The sequence below is a fragment of the Skermanella sp. TT6 genome (assembly GCF_016653635.2).
Lineage (GTDB): Bacteria > Pseudomonadota > Alphaproteobacteria > Azospirillales > Azospirillaceae > Skermanella > Skermanella cutis.
Window position 1 is genome coordinate 4,009,065 of sequence record NZ_CP067420.1, and the last position, 18,735, is coordinate 4,027,799.

An 18,735-nucleotide genomic window follows, 5' to 3' on the forward strand; every position below is an offset into this window, starting at 1 on the left:
CCTCCCCTCAGCCGAGCAACCGGGCGACGGCCTGGAACCACTCGACCAGCGGTTCGGGCAGCCAGATGCCCGCGACCAGCACCAGGACCAGATGAAGCGCCATCGGGAACGCGCTGGACGCCGCCGGCGCCGTCGATCCCGTCGGCTCGCCGAAGGCCAGCGACTGCAGCCGCAGGATCAGCGCACCGAAGGCGACGACGATGCCGGCGACCAGCGGCAAGGCCAGCAGCGGTTCCTGGGCGAAAACCGTGGTCACCAGCAGGAACTCGCTGAGGAAGATGCCGAACGGCGGCAGCCCGGCGATCGCCAGGACGCCGGCGACCAGCCCCCAGCCGATCGCCGGATGGCTCGCGGTCAGCCCCCAGATCTCGGAGATCCGCTGGGTTCCCTTCACCTGGGTCGCCAGTCCCACGGCGATGAAGATCGCGGACTTGGTCAGGCTGTGCATGGTCATGTGCAGCAGCCCGGCGAAGTTAGCGATCGGGCCGCCGAACCCGAAGGCGAAGGTGATGATGCCCATATGCTCGATCGAGCTGTAGGCGAACAGGCGTTTGATGTCCCGCCGCCGGTACAGCATCAAGGCGGCCAGCAGCAGCGAGGCCAAACCCATGACCATCATCAGCGGCCCGGGAGCCAGCGACTGCCCGTTGGCCGTCATCAGCATCTTGAACCGCAGCACCGCGTAGAGCGCGACGTTCAGCAGCAGCCCGGACAGCACGGCGGAGATCGGCGTCGGACCCTCCGCGTGGGCGTCGGGCAGCCAGGCATGCAGGGGCGCCAGACCCACCTTGGTGCCGTAGCCGATCAGGATGAAGACGAAGGCGAGGTTGAGCAGGTCCGGGCTGACCCGATGGATCTCCAGCATCAGCGCCGACCAGGTCATCGCGGGCATGCCGCCGCCCATCACCGGCCGGGCGGCCAGGAAGATCAGGATCGTGCCGAACAGGGCCAGCGCGATGCCGACGCCGCACAGGATGAAGTATTTCCACGCCGCCTCGATCGCTTCCGGCGTCCGGTACAGGCTGACCATCAGCACGGTGGTCAGCGTCGCCCCCTCGACCGCCACCCAAAGCACGCCCAGATTGTTGGCGAGCAGGGCCAGCAGCATCGTGAAGACGAAGGCCTGGTACATGGCATGGTAGAAGCGGACGAACAGCGGGCTCAGCCGTCCCGTCCCGATCTCGTGCTCGATATAGGTGGCGCTGAACAGGGCCGTGGTGAACCCGACGAACGCCGTCAAAGCCACCAGGTAGATGTTGAAGTCGTCGACCAGGAACAGCGCCGTGCTCTCCGGCCGGTCGGCGAACAGGCTGAGCGAGGCCACCAGGGTGAGCCCCGAGGCGAGCGAGTTCAGCCGCGACGCCAGCTTGTGGTCCGCCACGGCGGCCAGGACGAGTCCCGCGAGGAACGGCAGCGCCAGGATGACGTGGACTGGATTGACCGGAAGCTCGATCACCGGCGCTCACCGCGGAAATTCTCCAAGGTGTGCAGGTCGAGGGTGTCGAACCGCTCCCGGATGTGGAAGAAGAAGATGCCGAAGATGATGAAGGCGACCATCACCGCGAAGGCGACCAGCATCTCGACGATCAGGGGCATCCCCTCCACGCCGATGGCGGCCAGGATCAGCCCGTTCTCCAGCGACATGAAGCCCACGACCTGCCCGATCGCGTTGCGCCGGGTGATCATGGTAAGCAGCCCCAGCAGGACCACCGACAGCGCCAGGGCCAGGTCCTCGCGGGTCAGCGCCGTCACGTCGGCGGTGACAGGCAGGACCAGCAGGATCGACAGCGTCACGAGGCTGACGCCCCCGATCATGGTCGGCCCGACGCCCAGCGACGTGTCGACCGTCCGGCGGATGTTCAGCCGGTCGATCACGCGGTGCAGCGCCACCGGGATCGCGATCGCCTTCATGCTGAGCGCCAGGAGCGCCGTGATGTAGAGGTGCGGGGCGTCCTGGATGTAGCCCTGCCACGCGGCCGCCGCCGCCAGGACCACCGATTGCAGGGCGAATGCCTGGATGATCGCGAACAGCCGGCGCTGGTAGAGCAGCGCGAAGCTCATCAGCAGCACGACCGCACCGAGCATATGGGCTATGTCATAATGGATCCCGGGCATGCCGGCGCCTCACAATCCGGTCGAAACATAGAGGAAGATGGCGCCCAGCAGGCTGAGCAGCAGCGCACCGCCGAGGAACTCGCCATAGCGGAAGACGCGCATCTTGGCGATGCCGGTCTCGAACAGCGCCAGCAGGACCGCGCCGCAAGCCAGCTTCAGCACGAACGTCACCAGCCCGATCGCGAGGTCGAGCGGCCCTTGCCCCGGTTCGGCTATCCCCCAGGGGAGGAAGATGCAGGCGATCAGCGCCATGTAGAGCACCAGCTTCAGCATGCTGGCGGCCTCGATCAGGGCCAGGTGCCGGCCAGAATATTCCAGCACCATGGCCTCGTGGACCATGGTCAGCTCCAGGTGGGTCGCGGGATTGTCCACTGGGATCCGGGCGTTCTCGGCGATCGCGACCATCAGAAGGGAGATCAGGGCCAGCCCCAGGGAGATCCGCAGCCCGACGCCCCCCGCCAGCATGAAATCCACGATCAGCGACAGCGACGTGGTCCTTACCAGGATCGCGATGGAGAAGATCACCATCAGCATGGCCGGCTCGGCCAGCGTCGCGATCATCATCTCGCGCGAAGATCCCAGCCCGCCGAAGCTCGTCCCCACGTCCATCCCGGCCAGCGCCAGGAAGAACCGCGCGCTCGCCAGCAGGGCGACGAGGGCTATCAGGTCGGCGGTCGCGGTCAGGGCCAGGGCCGTGGTGAAGGTCGGCACAAGGGCCGCCGCCAGCCAGATCGCGGTGAACACCAGGTAAGGCGTCACCCGGAACAGCCAGGACGCGTTCTCCGCCAGCACGACGTCCTTCCGCAGCAGCCTTGAGAGGTCGCGGTAGGGCTGGACCAGCGGCGGCCCGCGGCGGCCGAGCAGGCGGGCCTTGACGACCCGCACCAGGCCCGTCAGCCCGGGGGCGAGCGCCAGCACCAGGAGCATCTGGACGACCTGGAAAATGCCTGCAAGCAGGGCCTGGACGAAGATCATTGCGACACCGCCACCATGACCAGCAGCACCACCAGGGCGAAGAACATCAGCGACAGATATTGCCGGATGGTCAGGAACTGCAGGCCCTCGATACGGTCTGCCAGCCAGCCGACCAGCCGGACCACGGGCGTGAAAAGCCGGTCCCAAGCGGGATCACGCATTTCCAGCGTGAAGCGCGCGGGCCGCGTCTCGCCCGGTGCCGGCATGTCCACGACCTCGCGAGCCCCGAAGATCTGGCCGCCGAAGACCCGCCGCAGCGGCTGGGCGAAGCTGCTGGCCGAATACTGGCCGAGCGGCGCCGGATCGGTGAAGCCGCAGGCCCACGGGATCGACCGGCGCACCCGGTTGGAGGCGTAGCGGTGGATCATGAAGACGGCCAGGATGGTCAGGATCAGGATCGTCATGAACATCATGAAGCCGCTGTAACTGTTGCCGAAGGCGCTGGCCGGCGCCAGCCAGACCCAGCCTCCGTGCCCGCCGGCATCGAACATGCCCTCGCCGGTGGTCAGCCGGTTCGCCGGCTCGATCATCGCGATGGCCAGTTTCGGCAGGACCCCGACCACGACGCACAGCACGGCCGGCACCGCGATCGCCGACAGCATGACGGCATCCACTTCGCGGGCCTGCCCGGCCCCCGGCGACCGGGGCCGGCCCAGGAAGGCGATGCCGTAGAAGCGCACGAAGCAGGCGGCGGCCAGCGCCGCGGACAGGGCCAGCAGAGCGCCGATCACCGCGAAGCCGATCTTCAGTTCCCACTGTTCGAGCAGCGGGCCGTTCAGCACCGCCTGGAACAGCATCCACTCCGCCACGAAACCGTTGAGCGGCGGCAGGGCGGAGATCGCGGCCGCCCCGACGAGGCAGAACAGCGCCGTCGCCGGCATCCGGTGGATCAGCCCGCCGAGCCGGTCCAGGTCGCGTTCCCCCGTGGCGGTCAGAACCGCCCCGGCGCCGAAGAACAGGATGGATTTGAACAGGCCGTGGTTGAGCACGTGCAGCATCGCGGCCGTCATCGCCAGCGCCGCCAGCGCGGGGACCCCGGACGCCTTGAACACCAGGGCGAGGCCCAGCCCGATCACGATGACGCCGATGTTCTCGACCGTCGAATAGGCCAGCAGCTTCTTCACGTCGTCCTGCATCAGCGCATAGAGCACGCCGACCACCGCGGTGATGGCGCCCAACACCGCCAGCACGGCTCCCCACCACCACAGCGGTTCCCCGACTAGGTCGAACAGCACGCGGATCAGGCCGTAGATCGCGACCTTGGTCATGACGCCGCTCATCAGCGCGGAGACGTGGCTCGGCGCCGCCGGGTGGGCCAGCGGCAACCAGACATGCAGGGGAACGAGGCCGGCCTTCGACCCGGCGCCCAGGAGCACCAGCAGGGCCGCGAAGCTGGCCGGCACGGCCCCAAGCGGATGGGCGCGGATCGCCTCGAACCCGTAGCCGCCCGCCTGCCCGGCCAGGATGCCGAACGCGAGCAGCAGGCAGGCCGTGCCGAAGCTGGCCATCACCAGATAGACATAGGCGGCGCGGCGCGTCTCCTCCTCCCGGTGGCTCGCCAGGACGAGCAGCCAGGACGAGAGTGACATGAACTCCCAGGCCATCAGGAAGACGAAGGCGTCGTCCGCGACCAGCACGAGGTTCATCCCGGCGATGAACAGGGGGAAGAAAGGCAGTACGCGGCCCGGCTCCGCCTCGTGCCGGGCATAGCTCCAGCCGAACAGGGCGGCCAGGCAGCCGACCAGGTTCACCGCCAGCAGGAACACGGCGGACAGCGCGTCGAGACGCAGGTTCGCGCGCAGCCAGGGCAGCCCTACCGGCAGGGCCAGGGTTTCCGCATCGGTCCCATCGCCGGCGAGCCGGACCAGCACCGTCAGCGCCGCGGCGCCGCAGACCAGCGCCATGCCGCCATGGACCACCTCGTGGGCACGGCCCAGCCAGGACCGCGCCATCCCCACGATGCCCAGGAGCAGCATGGCCGCGATGCACAGACTAATGGACGCCAAGACCGGGAACCGCCTGAGAAACCATGGATCGAAACCACCGGGGGTATTCGGATGAGCGCCAAGCTTATAACATGCGGTCGCGCCCCGGAGGCAAACATCCCTTCGGCCGGTCCGGATATCGGGGGTGCGACAAAGCGTGCCGGGACCGGAAGCACGAAAAGGCCGGCCCCCGCTGACGCGCGGGCCGGAGGTTTTCAGTCAGGGAGGAAACGCACCACCGTGCGTTCGTGACGGCAGGATCGCCCCGTTCCGGTCAAGAATCGGTTAAATCCCGACCCCGAAGACGCGGGCCGTCGAGTTTGCCGCAGGGCGCGATCCGGGAGGGGCCGCAGCCGATCGCCACTGGATCAGCCCGTACATGAATTCATCCCACGCAAGGTTAATGTGCCGTTAACCATGACCCGGATATGCCTGGGGCTGGATAAGGTCCCTAGCCTTGGGCCGCCTCTACAGGGTATAGGGGTTCGCACCCGACCTTCGGTTTTCACTGCAGCCGTGCCTTCGCCACATGATCAGCATCAGCAAACGTATCGCAGACGAACTCTCAGCCCGGGAAGCCCAGGTCGACGCAGCCATCGCGCTGCTGGACGAAGGCTCCACCGTCCCGTTCATCGCGCGGTACCGCAAGGAAGCCACGGGCGGTCTCGACGACACCCAGCTCCGAACCCTGGAAGAGCGCCTGCGCTATCTGCGCGAGCTGGAGGAACGCCGGGCGGCGATCCTGTCCAGCGTCGCCGAGCAGGGCAAGCTCACCAACGAGCTGAAGGGCCAGCTTGAGGAAGCCGACACCAAGACCCGGCTGGAAGACCTCTACCTGCCCTACCGGCCGAAGCGCCGCACCAAGGCCATGATCGCCCGCGAGGCCGGCCTGGAGCCGCTGGCGCTGGGCCTGCTGGAGAACCCCGTCGTGGCGCCGGAAGCCGCGGCGACGGCCTTCGTCGATCTCGAGAAGGGCGTGCCCGACGTCAAGTCGGCCCTCGAAGGCGCCCGGCACATCCTGGTCGAGCGGTTCGGCGAGGATGCCGAGCTGGTCGGCCGCCTGCGGGCCTATGTCGCGGAGCAGGGCCGCGTCGTCTCCGGCGTGGTCGAGGCGAAGCGCGACGAAGGGGCGAAGTTCTCCGATTATTTCGAATTCTCGGAACCGTTGAAGCAGGTCCCGTCCCACCGGGCGCTCGCGATGTTCCGCGGCCGGACCCAGGGCGTGCTGGACCTCAAGATCGAGGTCGGCGACCCCGCGACCGACCTTCAGCACCCGTGCGAGGCCATGATCGCCCGCCACCTCGGCATCCAGGACGCCGGCCGGGCGGCCGACAAATGGCTGCTGGAGACGGTGCGCTGGGCCTGGAAGACCAAGATCGGCCTGCATGTCGAGCTGGACCTGCTGGGCGACCTGCGCGACCGGGCGGAGGACGACGCGATCCGCGTCTTCGCCCGCAACCTGCACGACCTGCTGCTGGCGGCACCCGCCGGCCCGCGCGCGACCATCGGGCTCGACCCGGGCATCCGGACGGGCGTCAAGGTCGCCGTCGTGGACGCCACCGGCAAGGTGGTGGAGACGACGACGGTCTATCCGCACCAGCCGAAGAACGATTGGGACGGCTCCATCGCCGTGCTCGCCGCCCTGGCGATCCGGCACAGGATCGAGTTGGTCAGCATCGGCAACGGCACCGCCAGCCGCGAGACCGACAAGCTGGTCACCGACCTGATGAAGCGCCATCCGGAGCTGAATCTCTCCAAGCTGGTCGTCTCCGAAGCCGGCGCCTCGGTCTACTCGGCCTCCGAAGTGGCGGCGCTGGAATTCCCCAACCTCGACGTGTCGCTGCGCGGCGCCGTGTCGATCGCCCGCCGGCTCCAGGACCCGCTGGCCGAACTGGTCAAGATCGAGCCGAAGTCGATCGGCGTCGGGCAGTACCAGCACGATGTCGGCGCCTCCAAGCTGGCCCGCAGCCTGGACGCCGTGGTCGAGGACTGCGTGAACGCGGTCGGCGTCGACCTCAACACCGCCTCGGTGCCGCTGCTGGCCCGGGTCTCCGGCCTGTCGGAGAGCGTGGCCCGCAACATCGTCGAGTTTCGGGACCGCAACGGCGCCTTCCGCACGCGCAAGCAGCTGAACGACGTGGCCCGCCTGGGGCCGAAGGCGTTCGAGCAGGCTGCCGGCTTCCTGCGCATCGCCAACGGCGACGATCCGCTGGACGCCTCCGCCGTCCACCCCGAGGCCTACCCGGTCGTCGAGCGCATCCTCGCCCAGGCCGGCAAGCCGCTGAACCAGCTGATCGGCGACGCGCCGTTCCTGCGGTCGCTCAGCCCGGAGGAGTTCACCGACGACAAGTTCGGCCTGCCGACGGTCAAGGACATCATCGCCGAGCTGGAGAAGCCCGGCCGCGACCCCCGTCCGGAGTTCCGCGCCGCCGTCTTCAAGGAAGGCGTCAACGAACTCAAGGACCTGGAGCCGGGCATGGTGCTGGAAGGCGCCGTGACCAACGTGACAGCGTTCGGCGCCTTCGTCGATATCGGCGTCCACCAGGACGGCCTGGTCCATATCTCCCAGCTCGCCAACAAGTTCGTCAAGGACCCCCATACGGTGGTCAAGGCGGGCGACGTGGTGAAGGTCAAGGTCCTGGAGGTCGACCTCAAGCGCAAGCGCATCGCGCTGACCATGCGCCTGGAGGAACCAGCGGCGAGGCCTGCGGGCCGGCCGGAACGGACGGAGCGTCCGCCTGAGTCCCGACCCGCCCAGGCCCAGAAGCGGAGCGACCAGCCGCGGGAGCGACGACCGGCTCCTGGCGGCCCGAACGGCGGCGGCGGTGGCGGCAAGCGGCCCGACCGGACGGAGAAGCGGCCGCAGCGCGAGCGCGAGCCGGCGGTGATGTCGGCTGGCCCCGCCCTCGGCGGCGCCCTGGCCGAAGCCTTCGCCCGGGCCCAGGCGGCCAAGCAGAAGCAGTGAGGCGCAGGCGGGGTTCCCTCCGGAACCCCGCCACGGCTCCCGGCCCCCGCCACGGATCTCAGTCTCAGTCGAAGTCGAGGCCGACGTCGAAGTTGGTGACGCTGTGGGTCAGCCAGCCGACCGAGATCATGTCGACCCCGGTTTCCGCCACGGGACGCACCGTATCGGCATTGATGTTGCCGGACGCCTCGGTCAGCATGCGGCCCTCCACCATCCGCACCGCCTCGCGCAGCTGTCCCGGGGTCATGTTGTCGAGCAGCACCGCGTCCACGCCCAGCGGCAGCAGTTCCGCGAGCTGCGCCAGCGTATCCACCTCCACCTCGATCTTGACCATATGGCCCAGCCCGGCGCGGGCACGGGCCACGGCGGCCCGGATGCCGCCGGCGGCGACCAGGTGGTTGTCCTTGATCAGGACGGCGTCATCCAGCCCGAAGCGATGGTTGCTTCCGCCGCCCTGGCGGACGGCCTCCTTCTCCAGCGCCCGCAATCCGGGCGTGGTCTTGCGGGTGCAGGTGATCCGCGCCTTGCAACCTTCGACCGCCTGGACCAGCGAGCGCGTGGCCGTCGCGATGCCGCACAGCCGGCCGAGCAGATTCAGCGCCGTGCGCTCGGCCGACAGGATCGGGCGCGCCGCCCCGGCGACCACGGCCAGCGTGTCACCCGGCAGCACGTCGCTGCCGTCGGGTGCCAGAATCTCCACCGACAGGCCGGGATCGAGCAGGCTGAAGGCGGAGAGGGAAACCGTCAGCCCGGCGACCCGGCCGGGGCGGCGGGCGACCAGCCGCGCGCGCGCGGTCGCTTCGGCCGGGACCACGGTGTCGGTCGTCAGGTCGCCGGCACGCCCCAGATCCTCCAGCAAGGCGGCCCGGACGAGGGGTTCATAGACCAGCGGGTACGGCATGGCGGGCCTCCTTCAGGGGCTGGCGGCAATCAGGCTGGAGAGCATCGGACCGGCCGAGATCGGCCAGGGTGAGGAAGCTCCGGCGCCGCAGCGCCTCGGAAGCCTCGGGGAAGTCGGCGCGGAAATGGGCACCCCGGCTTTCCCGCCGCAGGCTCGCCGCATGGGTGACCAGCCGGGCGACCAGCAGCAGGTTGCGCAGCTCGCCCCAGGCGACGGTCTCCTCGAAACCGGCCGGACCGCCGGAAATCCCGTCGAACTCCGCCTGGAGATCGCGGATACGGGAGAGACCGTCGGCCATACCCGCGGCATCGCGGGACAGGCCGGCCCGGTCGTACATCGCGCTCCGCAACCGGTGGCGCAGCGGGGCGAGAGCGGCTTCGGACCCGCCGGGAACCTGGGGAAGCGAGGGCACCGCGACCGGCGGAGGCGGACCTCCCGGACCGGCAGCCGAAATGGCCCGCGCGACCCGATCCCCGAACACGAGCGCTTCCAGCAGCGAGTTGCTGGCCAGCCGGTTTGCCCCGTGGACCCCGGTATCGGCGACTTCGCCGCAGGCATGGAGGCCCGCGATGCTGGTCCTGCCCGCCACGTCTGTCGCCACGCCGCCCATGTGGTAGTGGGCGGCCGGCGCGACCGGGACCGGCTCGCGCCGGGGATCGAGCCCGGCTTCGGCGCACAGGCCCAGCACGGTCGGGAAATGGTCCGGCTCTCCGGCGAGGACGGCGCGCATGTCCAAGGTGACCCGGTCGCCCGCAGCGACGCGGCGCCAGACGGCGCGGGCGACGATGTCGCGCGGCGCCAGTTCGGCGTCGGGGTGCTCCGCCGCCATGAAGCGCCGGCCGGCTCCGTCGAGCAGCACGGCCCCCGCCCCGCGCAGGGCTTCGGTCAGCAGCGGCAGCGGTCGGCCGGAGCCGTCGCCGACGGCGAGCGCCGTGGGGTGGAACTGCACGAATTCCAGGCCGCCGAGCCGCGCCCCGGCCCGCGCGGCCATGGCGAGCCCGTCGCCGGTATTCTCGGCCGGATTGGTGGTGTGCAGATAGACGCTTCCGATGCCCCCGGTCGCCAGCACCACGTTTTCCGCGCGATGAAGGACCCAGCCTTCCTCCGCGTGGCGGGCGAGCACGCCCTGGACCCGCCCGTCGCGGACGACCAGTTCGTGGGCGAAGGCCCGGGTCATGACGGTGACGGAGGGCGTCAGCCGGACCCGGGCCGCCAGTTCGTCGACCACGACGCGGCCGGTCGCGTCGCCGCCGGCATGGACGATCCGGGCGCGGCCGTGGGCCGCCTCCCGGCCGAGCTTCGGCGTTCCGTCCACCGCCCGGTCGAACGGCATGCCGGACGCCAGCAGGCGGCGGACCTGGTCTGCCCCTTCGGCGGCGAGCAGCCGGGCCATCAGGGCGTCGGTGATGCCGGCCCCTGCCATCATGGTGTCGGCGGCATGCTCGTCGGGATCGTCACCCGGGCCGATCGCGGCGGCGATGCCGCCCTGGGCATAGGGGCTCGACCCGCCGGCCAGCTGGCCGGTCTTCGTCAGCAGCGTGACCGGCCGGGGGGAGAGGCGCAGGGCGGCGGTCAGCCCGGCCAGGCCGGAACCGACCACCACCGTCCCGGCATCGCGGATGCTTGCCATGGCGGAACGCCCTCCCTCACCGGCCGACGGCGATCATGCGCTCGACCGCGAGGCGCGCGCGGTCGGCGACGGCGGGATCGATCTCGACCCGCGGCTCCAGCGAGGCGAGGCTCTCCAGGATGTTCGACAGGGTGATGCGCTTCATGTGCGGGCACAGGTTGCAGGGTCGGATGAACTCCACGTCCGGCAGGCCGGCCGCGACGTTGTCGCTCATGGAGCATTCCGTGACCATCAGGACCCGGGCCGGGCGCCGCTTCCCGACATAGTCGATCATATGGGCGGTGGAGCCGACGAAGTCGGCGGCTTCCAGCACGTCGGGCGGGCATTCCGGATGGGCGATGATGGTCAGCCCGTCGAACCGCGCCCGGTACTCGCGGAGTTGGTCGCCGGTGAAGCGCTCGTGGACCTCGCAGTGGCCCTTCCAGGCGATGATCTCGACCTTCGTCTGGGTGGCGACATACTTCGCGAGATACTCGTCCGGCAGGAACAGCACTCGGTCGACGCCCAGGCTCTCCACCACCTGCACCGCGTTGCCGGAGGTGCAGCAGATATCGGACTCGGCCTTCACCTCGGCCGAGGTGTTCACGTAGGTGACGACCGGGACGCCGGGATATCTCTGCCTCAGCAGGCGGACGTCGGCCCCGGTGATGCTGTCGGCCAGCGAGCATCCGGCCGACATGTCGGGCATCAGGACCAGCTTGCCCGGATTCAGCAGCTTCGCCGTCTCCGCCATGAAGTGCACGCCGGCCATGACGATGACGTCGGCGTCTACGGAGGCCGCCTGCCGCGCCAGGGCGAGGCTGTCGCCGACGATGTCCGCCACGCCGTGGAAGATCTCCGGCGTCTGGTAGTTGTGCGCCAGGACGACGGCGTTGCGCTCCCGCTTCAGGGTGTTGATGGCATGGACCAGCGGCGCATGGAACGGCCACTCGACCGCGGGAACGACGCGACTCAGGCGCTCGAAGATCGGAGCGGTGGCCTCGGCGACGTCGGGCGTATAGGCGAGTTGGGCGGCTGCGGACATGGCTTGGCTCCAGTTCTCCAGGATGGCTTTTCTGCTCCAGATGAGCACATCCTATTTATAATCTCAATGAGTATATCACGTAATGCTCCCATTGAGTATATATGCGGCGAAAGGACAGGCGACCGCCGAGGCGGTCGCCTGCGTCGAAGAGGAACGGGTTCAGTCGGCGGCCTGGGCCATCGCCAGGCCGCCGCCGACCACGAATACATCCAGCGGCAAGGCGGAAAGGCTTCCGTCGTTACGCGTCATCAGGATCATGAAGCCGGCGGTCCTGCCATTCCGGCTGATCCGGACCACCAGATCCTCCACCGGCGGACCGGCGACATCGACCGACGCGACGATCTCCATCGCCCAGCTATCGCTGCCGCGGATCAGCTCGATCCGGCGGCCGTCCACCTGGACCCGGTCGGCGGCGATGCCGGCCAGCCTTGCCGTCCTGCCGGCCCAGGCCGGCGCCATCGCCTGGAGGGTCGCCGGATCCAGGCGGCTGAACACGGCGTGGCCCAGGCTGCCGAGCGGAGCCACATGCTCCTCCGGCCGGCGGGCATTGTGCAGGATCCGGATGACGGAGCAGTCCTCGTAGGCAGCAGCGAGCGGATGCTCCATCAGGGCCCTGCCCCGCCCGTCACGGGTGGAAAAGGCCACGAAGCCGGCGCAACTGTCCGTCCTGTACCGACCGTCCGGTGTCTCCACCTCGATCAGGGGCCGCGGGGCCGACATGGTCTCGGCATAGCGCTCCAGCTTTCCGCGGAGGTCGGGGTCGAGCACTCCGGCGAGCCGGCCATGGTCCGGCGACTCCCCGGCGGGGGCCATCGAGCCGATCGTGGCGACGATCAGGAGGACCAGGAGGAACACGCCGACGATGACGACGCGATAAAGCGGGAACGGGCGGTCGACGTCGGGAAGAATCGGGGACGGTGGCATGGGCGGCCCTGCGTGCTACGGTCAAGCCAACGGCGGCTTATGTTGCATCGCAACAAAAACTACCCGAAATTGATATCCGGCACCATGCGCCAAGGCGCCACACTGGCATGCGCGCGACGCGGCGGCACGCCGCCCTTCAGTCGGCCACCCGGACGGCCGGCACCCCCACGCCCGGCGAGGCGCGCTCGCGAAGCACGTCGCGCCGGAAACGGAACAGCTCCGCGGGCCTTCCGCCGGTCCGGCTTTCCACCTGTCCCGTGGGCTCGACGAGGCCGCCGGCGATCACCAGCCGGCGGAAGTTCTGCTTGTGGAGCCCGACGCCGGACAGCGCCTCGACCACCTGCTGCAGCCGGAACAGGGTGAAGGTCGGCGGCAGCAGCTCGAACACCAGCGGCCGGTATTTCAGCTTGCCGCGCAGGCGGCCGAGGGCGGATGCCAGGATGCGCCGGTTGTCGGACGCCATCGGCTTGCCCAGCGCCCTGGGAGTCTCGGCGCCGCGCATCGCGACCGGATCGTCCAGCCCGGCGGCCCGGATCGCGTCGCGGTCGCGCTGCGCCTCGACCAGCAGCCCCGCCTCGTAGAGGAGCTCGTACCGCTCCAGGGCGCGCTCGAAATCCCAGGCGGCGTCGTCCGCCTCCGGCCCGAAGCTCAGGCCGACCCGCTCGGCGCGGCGGGCGGTCTCGGCCTCCTCGGGCGCCGCGCCGATCCAGCGCCGCAACGCCGGGCGGATCACCCGGTCGACCAGCGGCGGGCGGCCGCCGCGCCAATCCTCCCAGGGGAGGAACTCGTACCAGTCGCGCCATTCCGCCTCGCCGGCGCCGGACAGCGGCGCTTCCCGCACCAGGGCCAGGTACCCGACCGACACCACGCGGGGGCCGCCGGCCAGTTCGCCGTGGTCGCGGTAGCGGTCGCCGAAGGTGTAGAGCTGCTCGACATAGCGGAGCGGCAGCCCGGTCTGCCGCTCGACCCGGCTGCGCAGGGCGCTTTCCAGCGTGCGGTGCCGCCCGGGTTCGAAAGGGCCGAACGGCAGGGCGTCGCGGTGGGGCGCCGGCACGCCTTCCGCCGCCGCGGGCGGCGGGGTCCGCACGACCAGGATGCGCGGCGTCTCGCCCGTCACGGCGACCACGACGGCCGTCAGTCCGACCACGGTGGCATTCATCCCCGAACAATCCCGAAATTCGTCACGATACAGGCCCCGTGTGTGGCAGTGCAGCGAACGATTTACAAGTGCCGAAGGGAATTCCGGCTTTACCGGACCGGTTGGGAAGGGTTCATATGCATCGCAAGAAGAACAAGGGAACAAGCGATATGGCGAAGTACAGGATTGCCGTGATCCCCGGGGACGGCATCGGCAAGGAGGTGATGCCGGAAGGCATCCGGGTGCTCGACACCGTGGCCGCCCGGTTCGGGATCGAGTTCGAGTGGGACCACCTGGACTGGAGCTGCGACCGATACCACAGCGCCGGCGGCATGATGCCCGCCGATGGGCTGGACCGGATCAGGAACCATGACGCGATCTATCTGGGCGCCGTCGGCTGGCCGACGGTGCCGGACCATGTCTCGCTGTGGGAACTGCTGATCCCGATCCGGCGCAACTTCCAGCAATATGTGAACCTCCGCCCGGTGCGCCTGTTCGACGGGGTCCCCTGCCCGCTCGCCGGCCGGCCGGAGATCGATTTCTGGATCGTGCGGGAGAACAACGAGGGCGAATATTCCGAGATCGGCGGGCGTCTCTATCCCGGGACCGACGCCGAGATGGCGGTCCAGGAGAACGTCTTCACCCGGCGCGGAACCGACCGCGTGCTGCGCTACGCCTTCGAGCTGGCCCGCTCCCGGCCGGAGAAGCACCTGACCTCCGCGACCAAGTCCAACGGCATCATCCATACGATGCCGTTCTGGGACGAACGCTTCAAGGCGATGGGCGAGGCCTATCCCGACGTCCGCACCGACCAGTACCACATCGACATCCTGACCGCCCATTTCGTCCGCAACCCGTCGCGATTCGACGTGGTGGTCGGCAGCAACCTGTTCGGCGACATCCTGTCCGACCTGGGGCCGGCGGTCACCGGCACCATCGGCATCGCGCCGTCGGCCAACATCAACCCGGAACGGGACTTCCCGTCGATGTTCGAGCCGGTCCACGGCTCCGCCCCCGACATCGCGGGCAAGGGCATCGCCAACCCGATCGGGCAGATCTGGTCCGGGGCCATGATGCTGGACCATTTGGGCCATCCCGATGCGGGGAAGGCTATCGTCGGGGCGATCGAGAAGGTCCTGGTCCGGCCCGACCTGCTGACGCCCGACATGGGCGGCAAAGCCACGACCGCCGGGTTGGGCCAAGCGGTCGCGGACGCGCTCTGAAGTGAATGCCGCCGGAGATCAGCGGCGTGGCCCGGTGTCGTCGAGGACGACGTAGTCCACGTCGGTCAGGATCTCCGGCCGGCTTGCTGGTCCGGGGCCGGAATGCCCGGCGCGTTGCGCCCGGGGGCGGGCCTGCCGCGGCAGGACCAGCCGCAGCAGCACGCGCACCGCCGCCAGCGCCAGGACGAAGGCCATGACCAGGAGGGTCAGCGGCAACGCCACGAGGATGAGCAACGGCACCATCAGGCCCTTGAACCAGCCGGGCACGGCCGGTCGTCCAGGGGCTTGGCGGAAGAAGTGCTCGGAAGCGTACATGGCGGGCGGATCCTCATTCTTGGCGATCATCACCGGGTATATGGTGACTCCCATATGGCCAAACTGGGGCAATCGCCCTTGCGCCGTCATTTCCTGCAGATGAATTCTACGTAATGGTCTCCAGCCGCGGCGCGGGAGGTGCCGCGGAGGGTGCCGCCGGGGCGCCCCGGCGCTCGATCAGGTCGCGCAGCCCGTCGAGCTGGGGGATATGCATGACCTGCTGGTTGAACGGGATCGCGATGCCGTTGCGCTCGAAAGCCTCGGCGATGGCGAACCGCAGGTCGCTGGCGGTGGACAGGAAGAAATCCACGTCCGGGATGAAGCAGCGCAGTTCGAAATCCAGGGAGCTCTGGCCGAAGTCGCGGAACACCACCATGGGGCCGGGCATCCGGGCCACGCGGGGATGGGCGTTCGCGCAGGCCAGCAGGGTCTCCCGGACCAGCTTCAGGTCAGAGCCGTACTCGACGCCGACCTTGATGTCGATCCGGCCGAACTTGTCCTTGAAGGTCCAGTTGACCACCGCCGACGACACCAGCTCGGAATTCGGGATGATCACCGAGGCGCGCTGGAACGTCTGGATCTCGGTCGCGCGCACGCTGATGCGCTTGACCACGCCTTCCTTGTCGCCGACCACGACCCAGTCGCCGACCTTGATCGGCCGCTCGACCAGCAGGATCAGGCCGGAGACGAAGTTGCTGACGACGTTCTGCAGGCCGAAGCCGATGCCGACAGACAGTGCGCCGGCGATCAGCGCCAGGTTGGACAGGTCGAGCCCGAGCGCCCCGATCGCCACCAGCATGGCCACCATGAAGCCGAAATAGCCGATGCCGGTCTTGATCGAGTTCTGGACGCCCCGGTCGATCTGGAGCCGCTGGAGCACCCGGACGTCCAGCGTCCGCTGGATGTAGCGGGTGACCATGACCGCGGCGCTGAACAGCAGGATGGCGGCGATGATGTCGGCCGGCGCCAGCCGGACGCCGCCGATCGTGACGCCCCTCATGAAGGTGTCGAACAGGCTGCGCAGTTCGGACCAGTCGATGCCGCTGAGCGGCAGCAGGATCGCCGCCGCCAGGGTGATCAGCGCGAAATCGATCGCGACCCTGCCGCACCAGTCCGCCGCCTGGACACCCCGCTCGGACCGGACCAGCAGCCGGCGCAACTCGGCGACCGGCCCCTGCTCGCGTTCCATCACCATCGTCAGCATTTCGCGCGCCACGCCGCGCGCCAGCAGGAGCAGCCCGCCGACCGCCACGGCGGCGAGCGACAGCATGCCGACATAGACCGACAGGTTATGGTAGCCCGCCGCCGAGGCGCCGAGCGCCGCCAGGGCCACGGCGCCGCCGAGGAAGCGCAGATGCACCCAGGAGCCCCCGGCGGCTGCCGGCGCTTCCGCCGCCGCGTCGGCCGGCGGCGGCTGGACCGGCTCCTGCACCGGCGGCACGGTCCGCCACAGCCGGCCGGGCAGCAGGAACATCAGCGCCGCCGTCGCCAGCAGCATGGCGGCGAAGCCGGTGACCGCCTGGAGTTCCGGCGGGGACAGCATGCGGCTCTGGAGCACGACCGCGCCGCCGGCCACGGCGAGCCCGCCGGCGAACAGGGTGATGCGGTGGACCAGAGCCCGCGCCGAGGCGGGTTCCAGCCCGGTCAGCTGCCACACGGAATGGTCCGGCGCCAGGATCGCCCGCGCCAGCCCGGAAAAGAACAGGAAGAACGCCAGCCCGCCGGCCGCGGCACTGATCAGCGCCTGCAACGGCAGGGTCCGGACGTCGCCGCCGATGAGGTGATGGAGCGCCACCGCCACCGCCACGGTCGGCAGTACCGTCATCAGGCAGCGCCCGACGGCTTCCACCGCCATCGCGACGACCCTCTGCCGGTAGCTGGGATGGGTCGCCACGGGCCGGTGCCCGAACCGCCGCAGCAGCCAGCGCCGAAGCGGCCACGCGACCCCCAGCGCCACCAGGAAGGCGGCGGCCAGTTCGATGCCCCGGTCGCGCCAGGCCGGATCGGCGGCGGTCGCGGCGACCGCCTGGACCACGCGGTCGCGCAGGTAGTCGGCCTGGACCGGCAGGCTGTTCCAGGTCTCCCGCTCCAGGGGCAAGGGACCGCGCTGGAACAGCGCGTCGGTGAATTGCTGCATCCGCTTGTCGGTGGCGGTCCGCATCAGGATGTCGGCGCGCGTGGCGATCAGCTCGGCCTGCCGGGCCCGCCCGTCCAGTTCGCCGATGATCTTCGAAAGCCGCTGGCGGTCGGCGGCGACCGCCGGCGCCTCGGGCGGCGCCCCTTCGGCCGGCGGAGTCCCCAGGGCGTCGGCGAGCTGCCGGTTGACCCCCTGCTCGGCGACGGCGGCCGACGCAGCCCCCCGCGCCGCGTCGAACAGCGACGACAGCTCCGTGCGCAAGGCTTGGTATTCGGTCTCATTGAGATCGCCGCGCGCCAGCCGCGCCGCGGCCTTGTCGAGAGATGCCTGCCAGCCGGCCAAGGCCGCCTTGAATTCGGGGGCCGTGGCCTGCGCGCCGGCCGGAACCGGCGAGAGACACAGAAGCAACAGGACGAAGGCCGTCCGCAGAAGATGCTGCGGGCGGCGGAACCACACGGAAAGCGATTGGCGCATCTGGACCGATAAACCCATGGCGGAAAATCCGGCTAGGCCGGATGCGCAGGTTTAGCATGCCTCCCGAGGAACGGCGGGGATTTTATGGTGACGAGAAGAAGACGGCCCCGGACCGGCCGGACCCGACGGGGTCGGGGCCGAGCCGGCCGGGGCGAGCCGATGGGGAACGAGACGGCCGAGGCCGAACCGAGGGTGGGTCCGGTCAGGCCGGAACGGCCTGAAGACGGCGCGTGGCCGGGACGTCGCCAGACATGGACTGGTCCGGCGTGATGCCGTTGTTCATCGCCCAGATCGCGGCTTGGGTGCGGTTGTTGACGTCGATCTTGCGCAGCAGCGTCTTCAGGTGGACCTTGACCGTCGCTTCCGTGATGCCGAGCTTGTTGGCGATCAGCTTGTTGCTGGCGCCCATCACCAGGTGCTGGAGGATCTCCCGCTCGCGGCCGGAAAGCCCGCGCCAGGAGCCCTGCGGTGCCTGCGGGGCGATCTGGCTCAGCAGCAGGCTGGCGAGGTTGGTCGGGAACACCTTCTCCCCGATCAGGACGAGCTGGAGCGACTGGATCAGCGCTTCCGGCGACACGTCCTTCAGCAGGTAGCCGTCGGCCCCGGCGCCCATGGCGGCCTTGAGGCGGTCGGCGGACAGTTCGGACGCAAGGACGACGATGCGCGTGTCCGGGAAGCCGGCACGCAGGTCGGACAGGGTCTCGTCGGCATCGACGGGGTAGTCCACGATCACCAGCTTGGCCGCGGGGGCCTCGCCGGCCACGGCCTGCTCGATCGAGGCGTACTCGCTCACGAGACGAAAGGGGCTACCTGCCAGGAGATGCTTGATACCCTCGCGGAACAAACGGTTCGGCTCGATCAGAATGGTGTCGTGTTCGGTCATCTCGAATTCCCTCAATTCAGCGCATTGGTTTGGCGTCAGCTTGCCG

Annotated in this window: 14 protein-coding genes; 2 read left to right on the plus strand and 12 right to left on the minus strand. The window is 69.5% G+C overall.

What is annotated here, in order from left to right:
- Positions 1-7: 7 nt before the first annotated feature.
- Genes IGS68_RS18740 through hyfB form a run of 4 tightly spaced genes read right to left on the minus strand, consistent with a single transcriptional unit; the run spans position 8 to position 5,096 of the window.
- Positions 8-1,456: a hydrogenase 4 subunit F gene (locus tag IGS68_RS18740; RefSeq protein ID WP_247880967.1), complete on the minus strand. Its 1,449-nt coding sequence runs from the start codon at positions 1,454-1,456 to the stop codon at positions 8-10.
- Entirely contained in the window at positions 1,453-2,115 is a 663-nt protein-coding gene (locus IGS68_RS18745; RefSeq protein WP_201072522.1) for a hydrogenase-4 component E, read from the minus strand. Before IGS68_RS18745 ends, IGS68_RS18740 begins: the two co-directional genes overlap by 4 nt.
- Positions 2,116-2,124: 9 nt before the next feature.
- On the minus strand, positions 2,125-3,090 hold the full coding sequence (locus IGS68_RS18750; protein WP_201072524.1) for a respiratory chain complex I subunit 1 family protein: 966 nt from the start codon (positions 3,088-3,090) through the stop codon (positions 2,125-2,127).
- A complete protein-coding gene (gene hyfB / locus IGS68_RS18755; protein ID WP_247880968.1) occupies positions 3,087-5,096 on the minus strand; it encodes a hydrogenase 4 subunit B in 2,010 nt (669 codons plus the stop codon). Before hyfB ends, IGS68_RS18750 begins: the two co-directional genes overlap by 4 nt.
- Before the next feature lie 508 nt (positions 5,097-5,604).
- Between hyfB and IGS68_RS18760 the strand changes: the two genes are divergently transcribed.
- Positions 5,605-8,040 carry a Tex family protein gene (locus tag IGS68_RS18760; RefSeq protein ID WP_201072526.1) on the plus strand — a complete coding sequence of 812 codons (2,436 nt, stop codon included), beginning with the start codon at positions 5,605-5,607 and terminating at the stop codon, positions 8,038-8,040.
- Positions 8,041-8,104: 64 nt separating this feature from the next.
- Here the strand turns inward: IGS68_RS18760 and nadC are convergent, their stop codons facing one another.
- From nadC to IGS68_RS18785, 5 genes are all read right to left on the minus strand, one after another.
- Positions 8,105-8,941, minus strand: a complete 837-nt coding sequence (gene nadC, locus IGS68_RS18765; RefSeq protein ID WP_201072528.1) for a carboxylating nicotinate-nucleotide diphosphorylase — start codon at positions 8,939-8,941, stop codon at positions 8,105-8,107.
- Complete coding sequence (locus IGS68_RS18770) at positions 8,919-10,571, minus strand: L-aspartate oxidase (RefSeq protein ID WP_201072530.1); 1,653 nt, start codon at positions 10,569-10,571, stop codon at positions 8,919-8,921. The genes nadC and IGS68_RS18770 overlap by 23 nt, the downstream gene beginning before the upstream one ends.
- A gap of 16 nt (positions 10,572-10,587) precedes the next feature.
- The gene (gene nadA, locus IGS68_RS18775; RefSeq protein ID WP_201072532.1) at positions 10,588-11,595 is read right to left on the minus strand and encodes a quinolinate synthase NadA; all 1,008 of its coding nucleotides are present in this window, start codon (positions 11,593-11,595) and stop codon (positions 10,588-10,590) included.
- A 159-nt stretch (positions 11,596-11,754) separates the two neighbouring features.
- Complete coding sequence (locus IGS68_RS18780) at positions 11,755-12,519, minus strand: hypothetical protein (protein WP_201072534.1); 765 nt, start codon at positions 12,517-12,519, stop codon at positions 11,755-11,757.
- A gap of 136 nt (positions 12,520-12,655) precedes the next feature.
- Positions 12,656-13,678 (minus strand): NUDIX hydrolase, encoded by a 1,023-nt coding sequence (locus tag IGS68_RS18785; protein WP_201072536.1) that lies wholly within the window; start codon positions 13,676-13,678, stop codon positions 12,656-12,658.
- 149 nt (positions 13,679-13,827) lie between these two features.
- Between IGS68_RS18785 and IGS68_RS18790 the strand changes: the two genes are divergently transcribed.
- Positions 13,828-14,880, plus strand: a complete 1,053-nt coding sequence (locus tag IGS68_RS18790) for a tartrate dehydrogenase (RefSeq protein WP_201072538.1) — start codon at positions 13,828-13,830, stop codon at positions 14,878-14,880.
- An 18-nt stretch (positions 14,881-14,898) separates the two neighbouring features.
- Here the strand turns inward: IGS68_RS18790 and IGS68_RS18795 are convergent, their stop codons facing one another.
- The 3 genes from IGS68_RS18795 to IGS68_RS18805 all read right to left on the minus strand — a co-directional run bounded on the left by IGS68_RS18795 (position 14,899) and on the right by IGS68_RS18805 (position 18,689).
- Positions 14,899-15,195 (minus strand): hypothetical protein, encoded by a 297-nt coding sequence (locus IGS68_RS18795; protein ID WP_201072540.1) that lies wholly within the window; start codon positions 15,193-15,195, stop codon positions 14,899-14,901.
- 106 nt (positions 15,196-15,301) lie between these two features.
- Positions 15,302-17,824 (minus strand): mechanosensitive ion channel domain-containing protein, encoded by a 2,523-nt coding sequence (locus tag IGS68_RS18800; protein ID WP_201072542.1) that lies wholly within the window; start codon positions 17,822-17,824, stop codon positions 15,302-15,304.
- 184 nt (positions 17,825-18,008) lie between these two features.
- Positions 18,009-18,689: a LuxR C-terminal-related transcriptional regulator gene (locus IGS68_RS18805; RefSeq protein ID WP_201072544.1), complete on the minus strand. Its 681-nt coding sequence runs from the start codon at positions 18,687-18,689 to the stop codon at positions 18,009-18,011.
- Positions 18,690-18,735: the final 46 nt, after the last annotated feature.

Coding starts and splice junctions, on each gene's coding strand:
- IGS68_RS18785 (WP_201072536.1), bottom strand. CDS start 13,678: ATGAATGCCACCGTGGTCGGACTGACGGCCGTCGTGGTCGCCGTGACG.
- IGS68_RS18805 (WP_201072544.1), bottom strand. CDS start 18,689: ATGACCGAACACGACACCATTCTGATCGAGCCGAACCGTTTGTTCCGC.
- IGS68_RS18780 (WP_201072534.1), bottom strand. CDS start 12,519: ATGCCACCGTCCCCGATTCTTCCCGACGTCGACCGCCCGTTCCCGCTT.
- IGS68_RS18745 (WP_201072522.1), bottom strand. CDS start 2,115: ATGCCCGGGATCCATTATGACATAGCCCATATGCTCGGTGCGGTCGTG.
- IGS68_RS18790 (WP_201072538.1), top strand. CDS start 13,828: ATGGCGAAGTACAGGATTGCCGTGATCCCCGGGGACGGCATCGGCAAG.
- IGS68_RS18750 (WP_201072524.1), bottom strand. CDS start 3,090: ATGATCTTCGTCCAGGCCCTGCTTGCAGGCATTTTCCAGGTCGTCCAG.
- nadC (WP_201072528.1), bottom strand. CDS start 8,941: ATGCCGTACCCGCTGGTCTATGAACCCCTCGTCCGGGCCGCCTTGCTG.
- IGS68_RS18760 (WP_201072526.1), top strand. CDS start 5,605: ATGATCAGCATCAGCAAACGTATCGCAGACGAACTCTCAGCCCGGGAA.
- IGS68_RS18800 (WP_201072542.1), bottom strand. CDS start 17,824: ATGGGTTTATCGGTCCAGATGCGCCAATCGCTTTCCGTGTGGTTCCGC.
- IGS68_RS18795 (WP_201072540.1), bottom strand. CDS start 15,195: ATGTACGCTTCCGAGCACTTCTTCCGCCAAGCCCCTGGACGACCGGCC.
- IGS68_RS18770 (WP_201072530.1), bottom strand. CDS start 10,571: ATGGCAAGCATCCGCGATGCCGGGACGGTGGTGGTCGGTTCCGGCCTG.
- nadA (WP_201072532.1), bottom strand. CDS start 11,595: ATGTCCGCAGCCGCCCAACTCGCCTATACGCCCGACGTCGCCGAGGCC.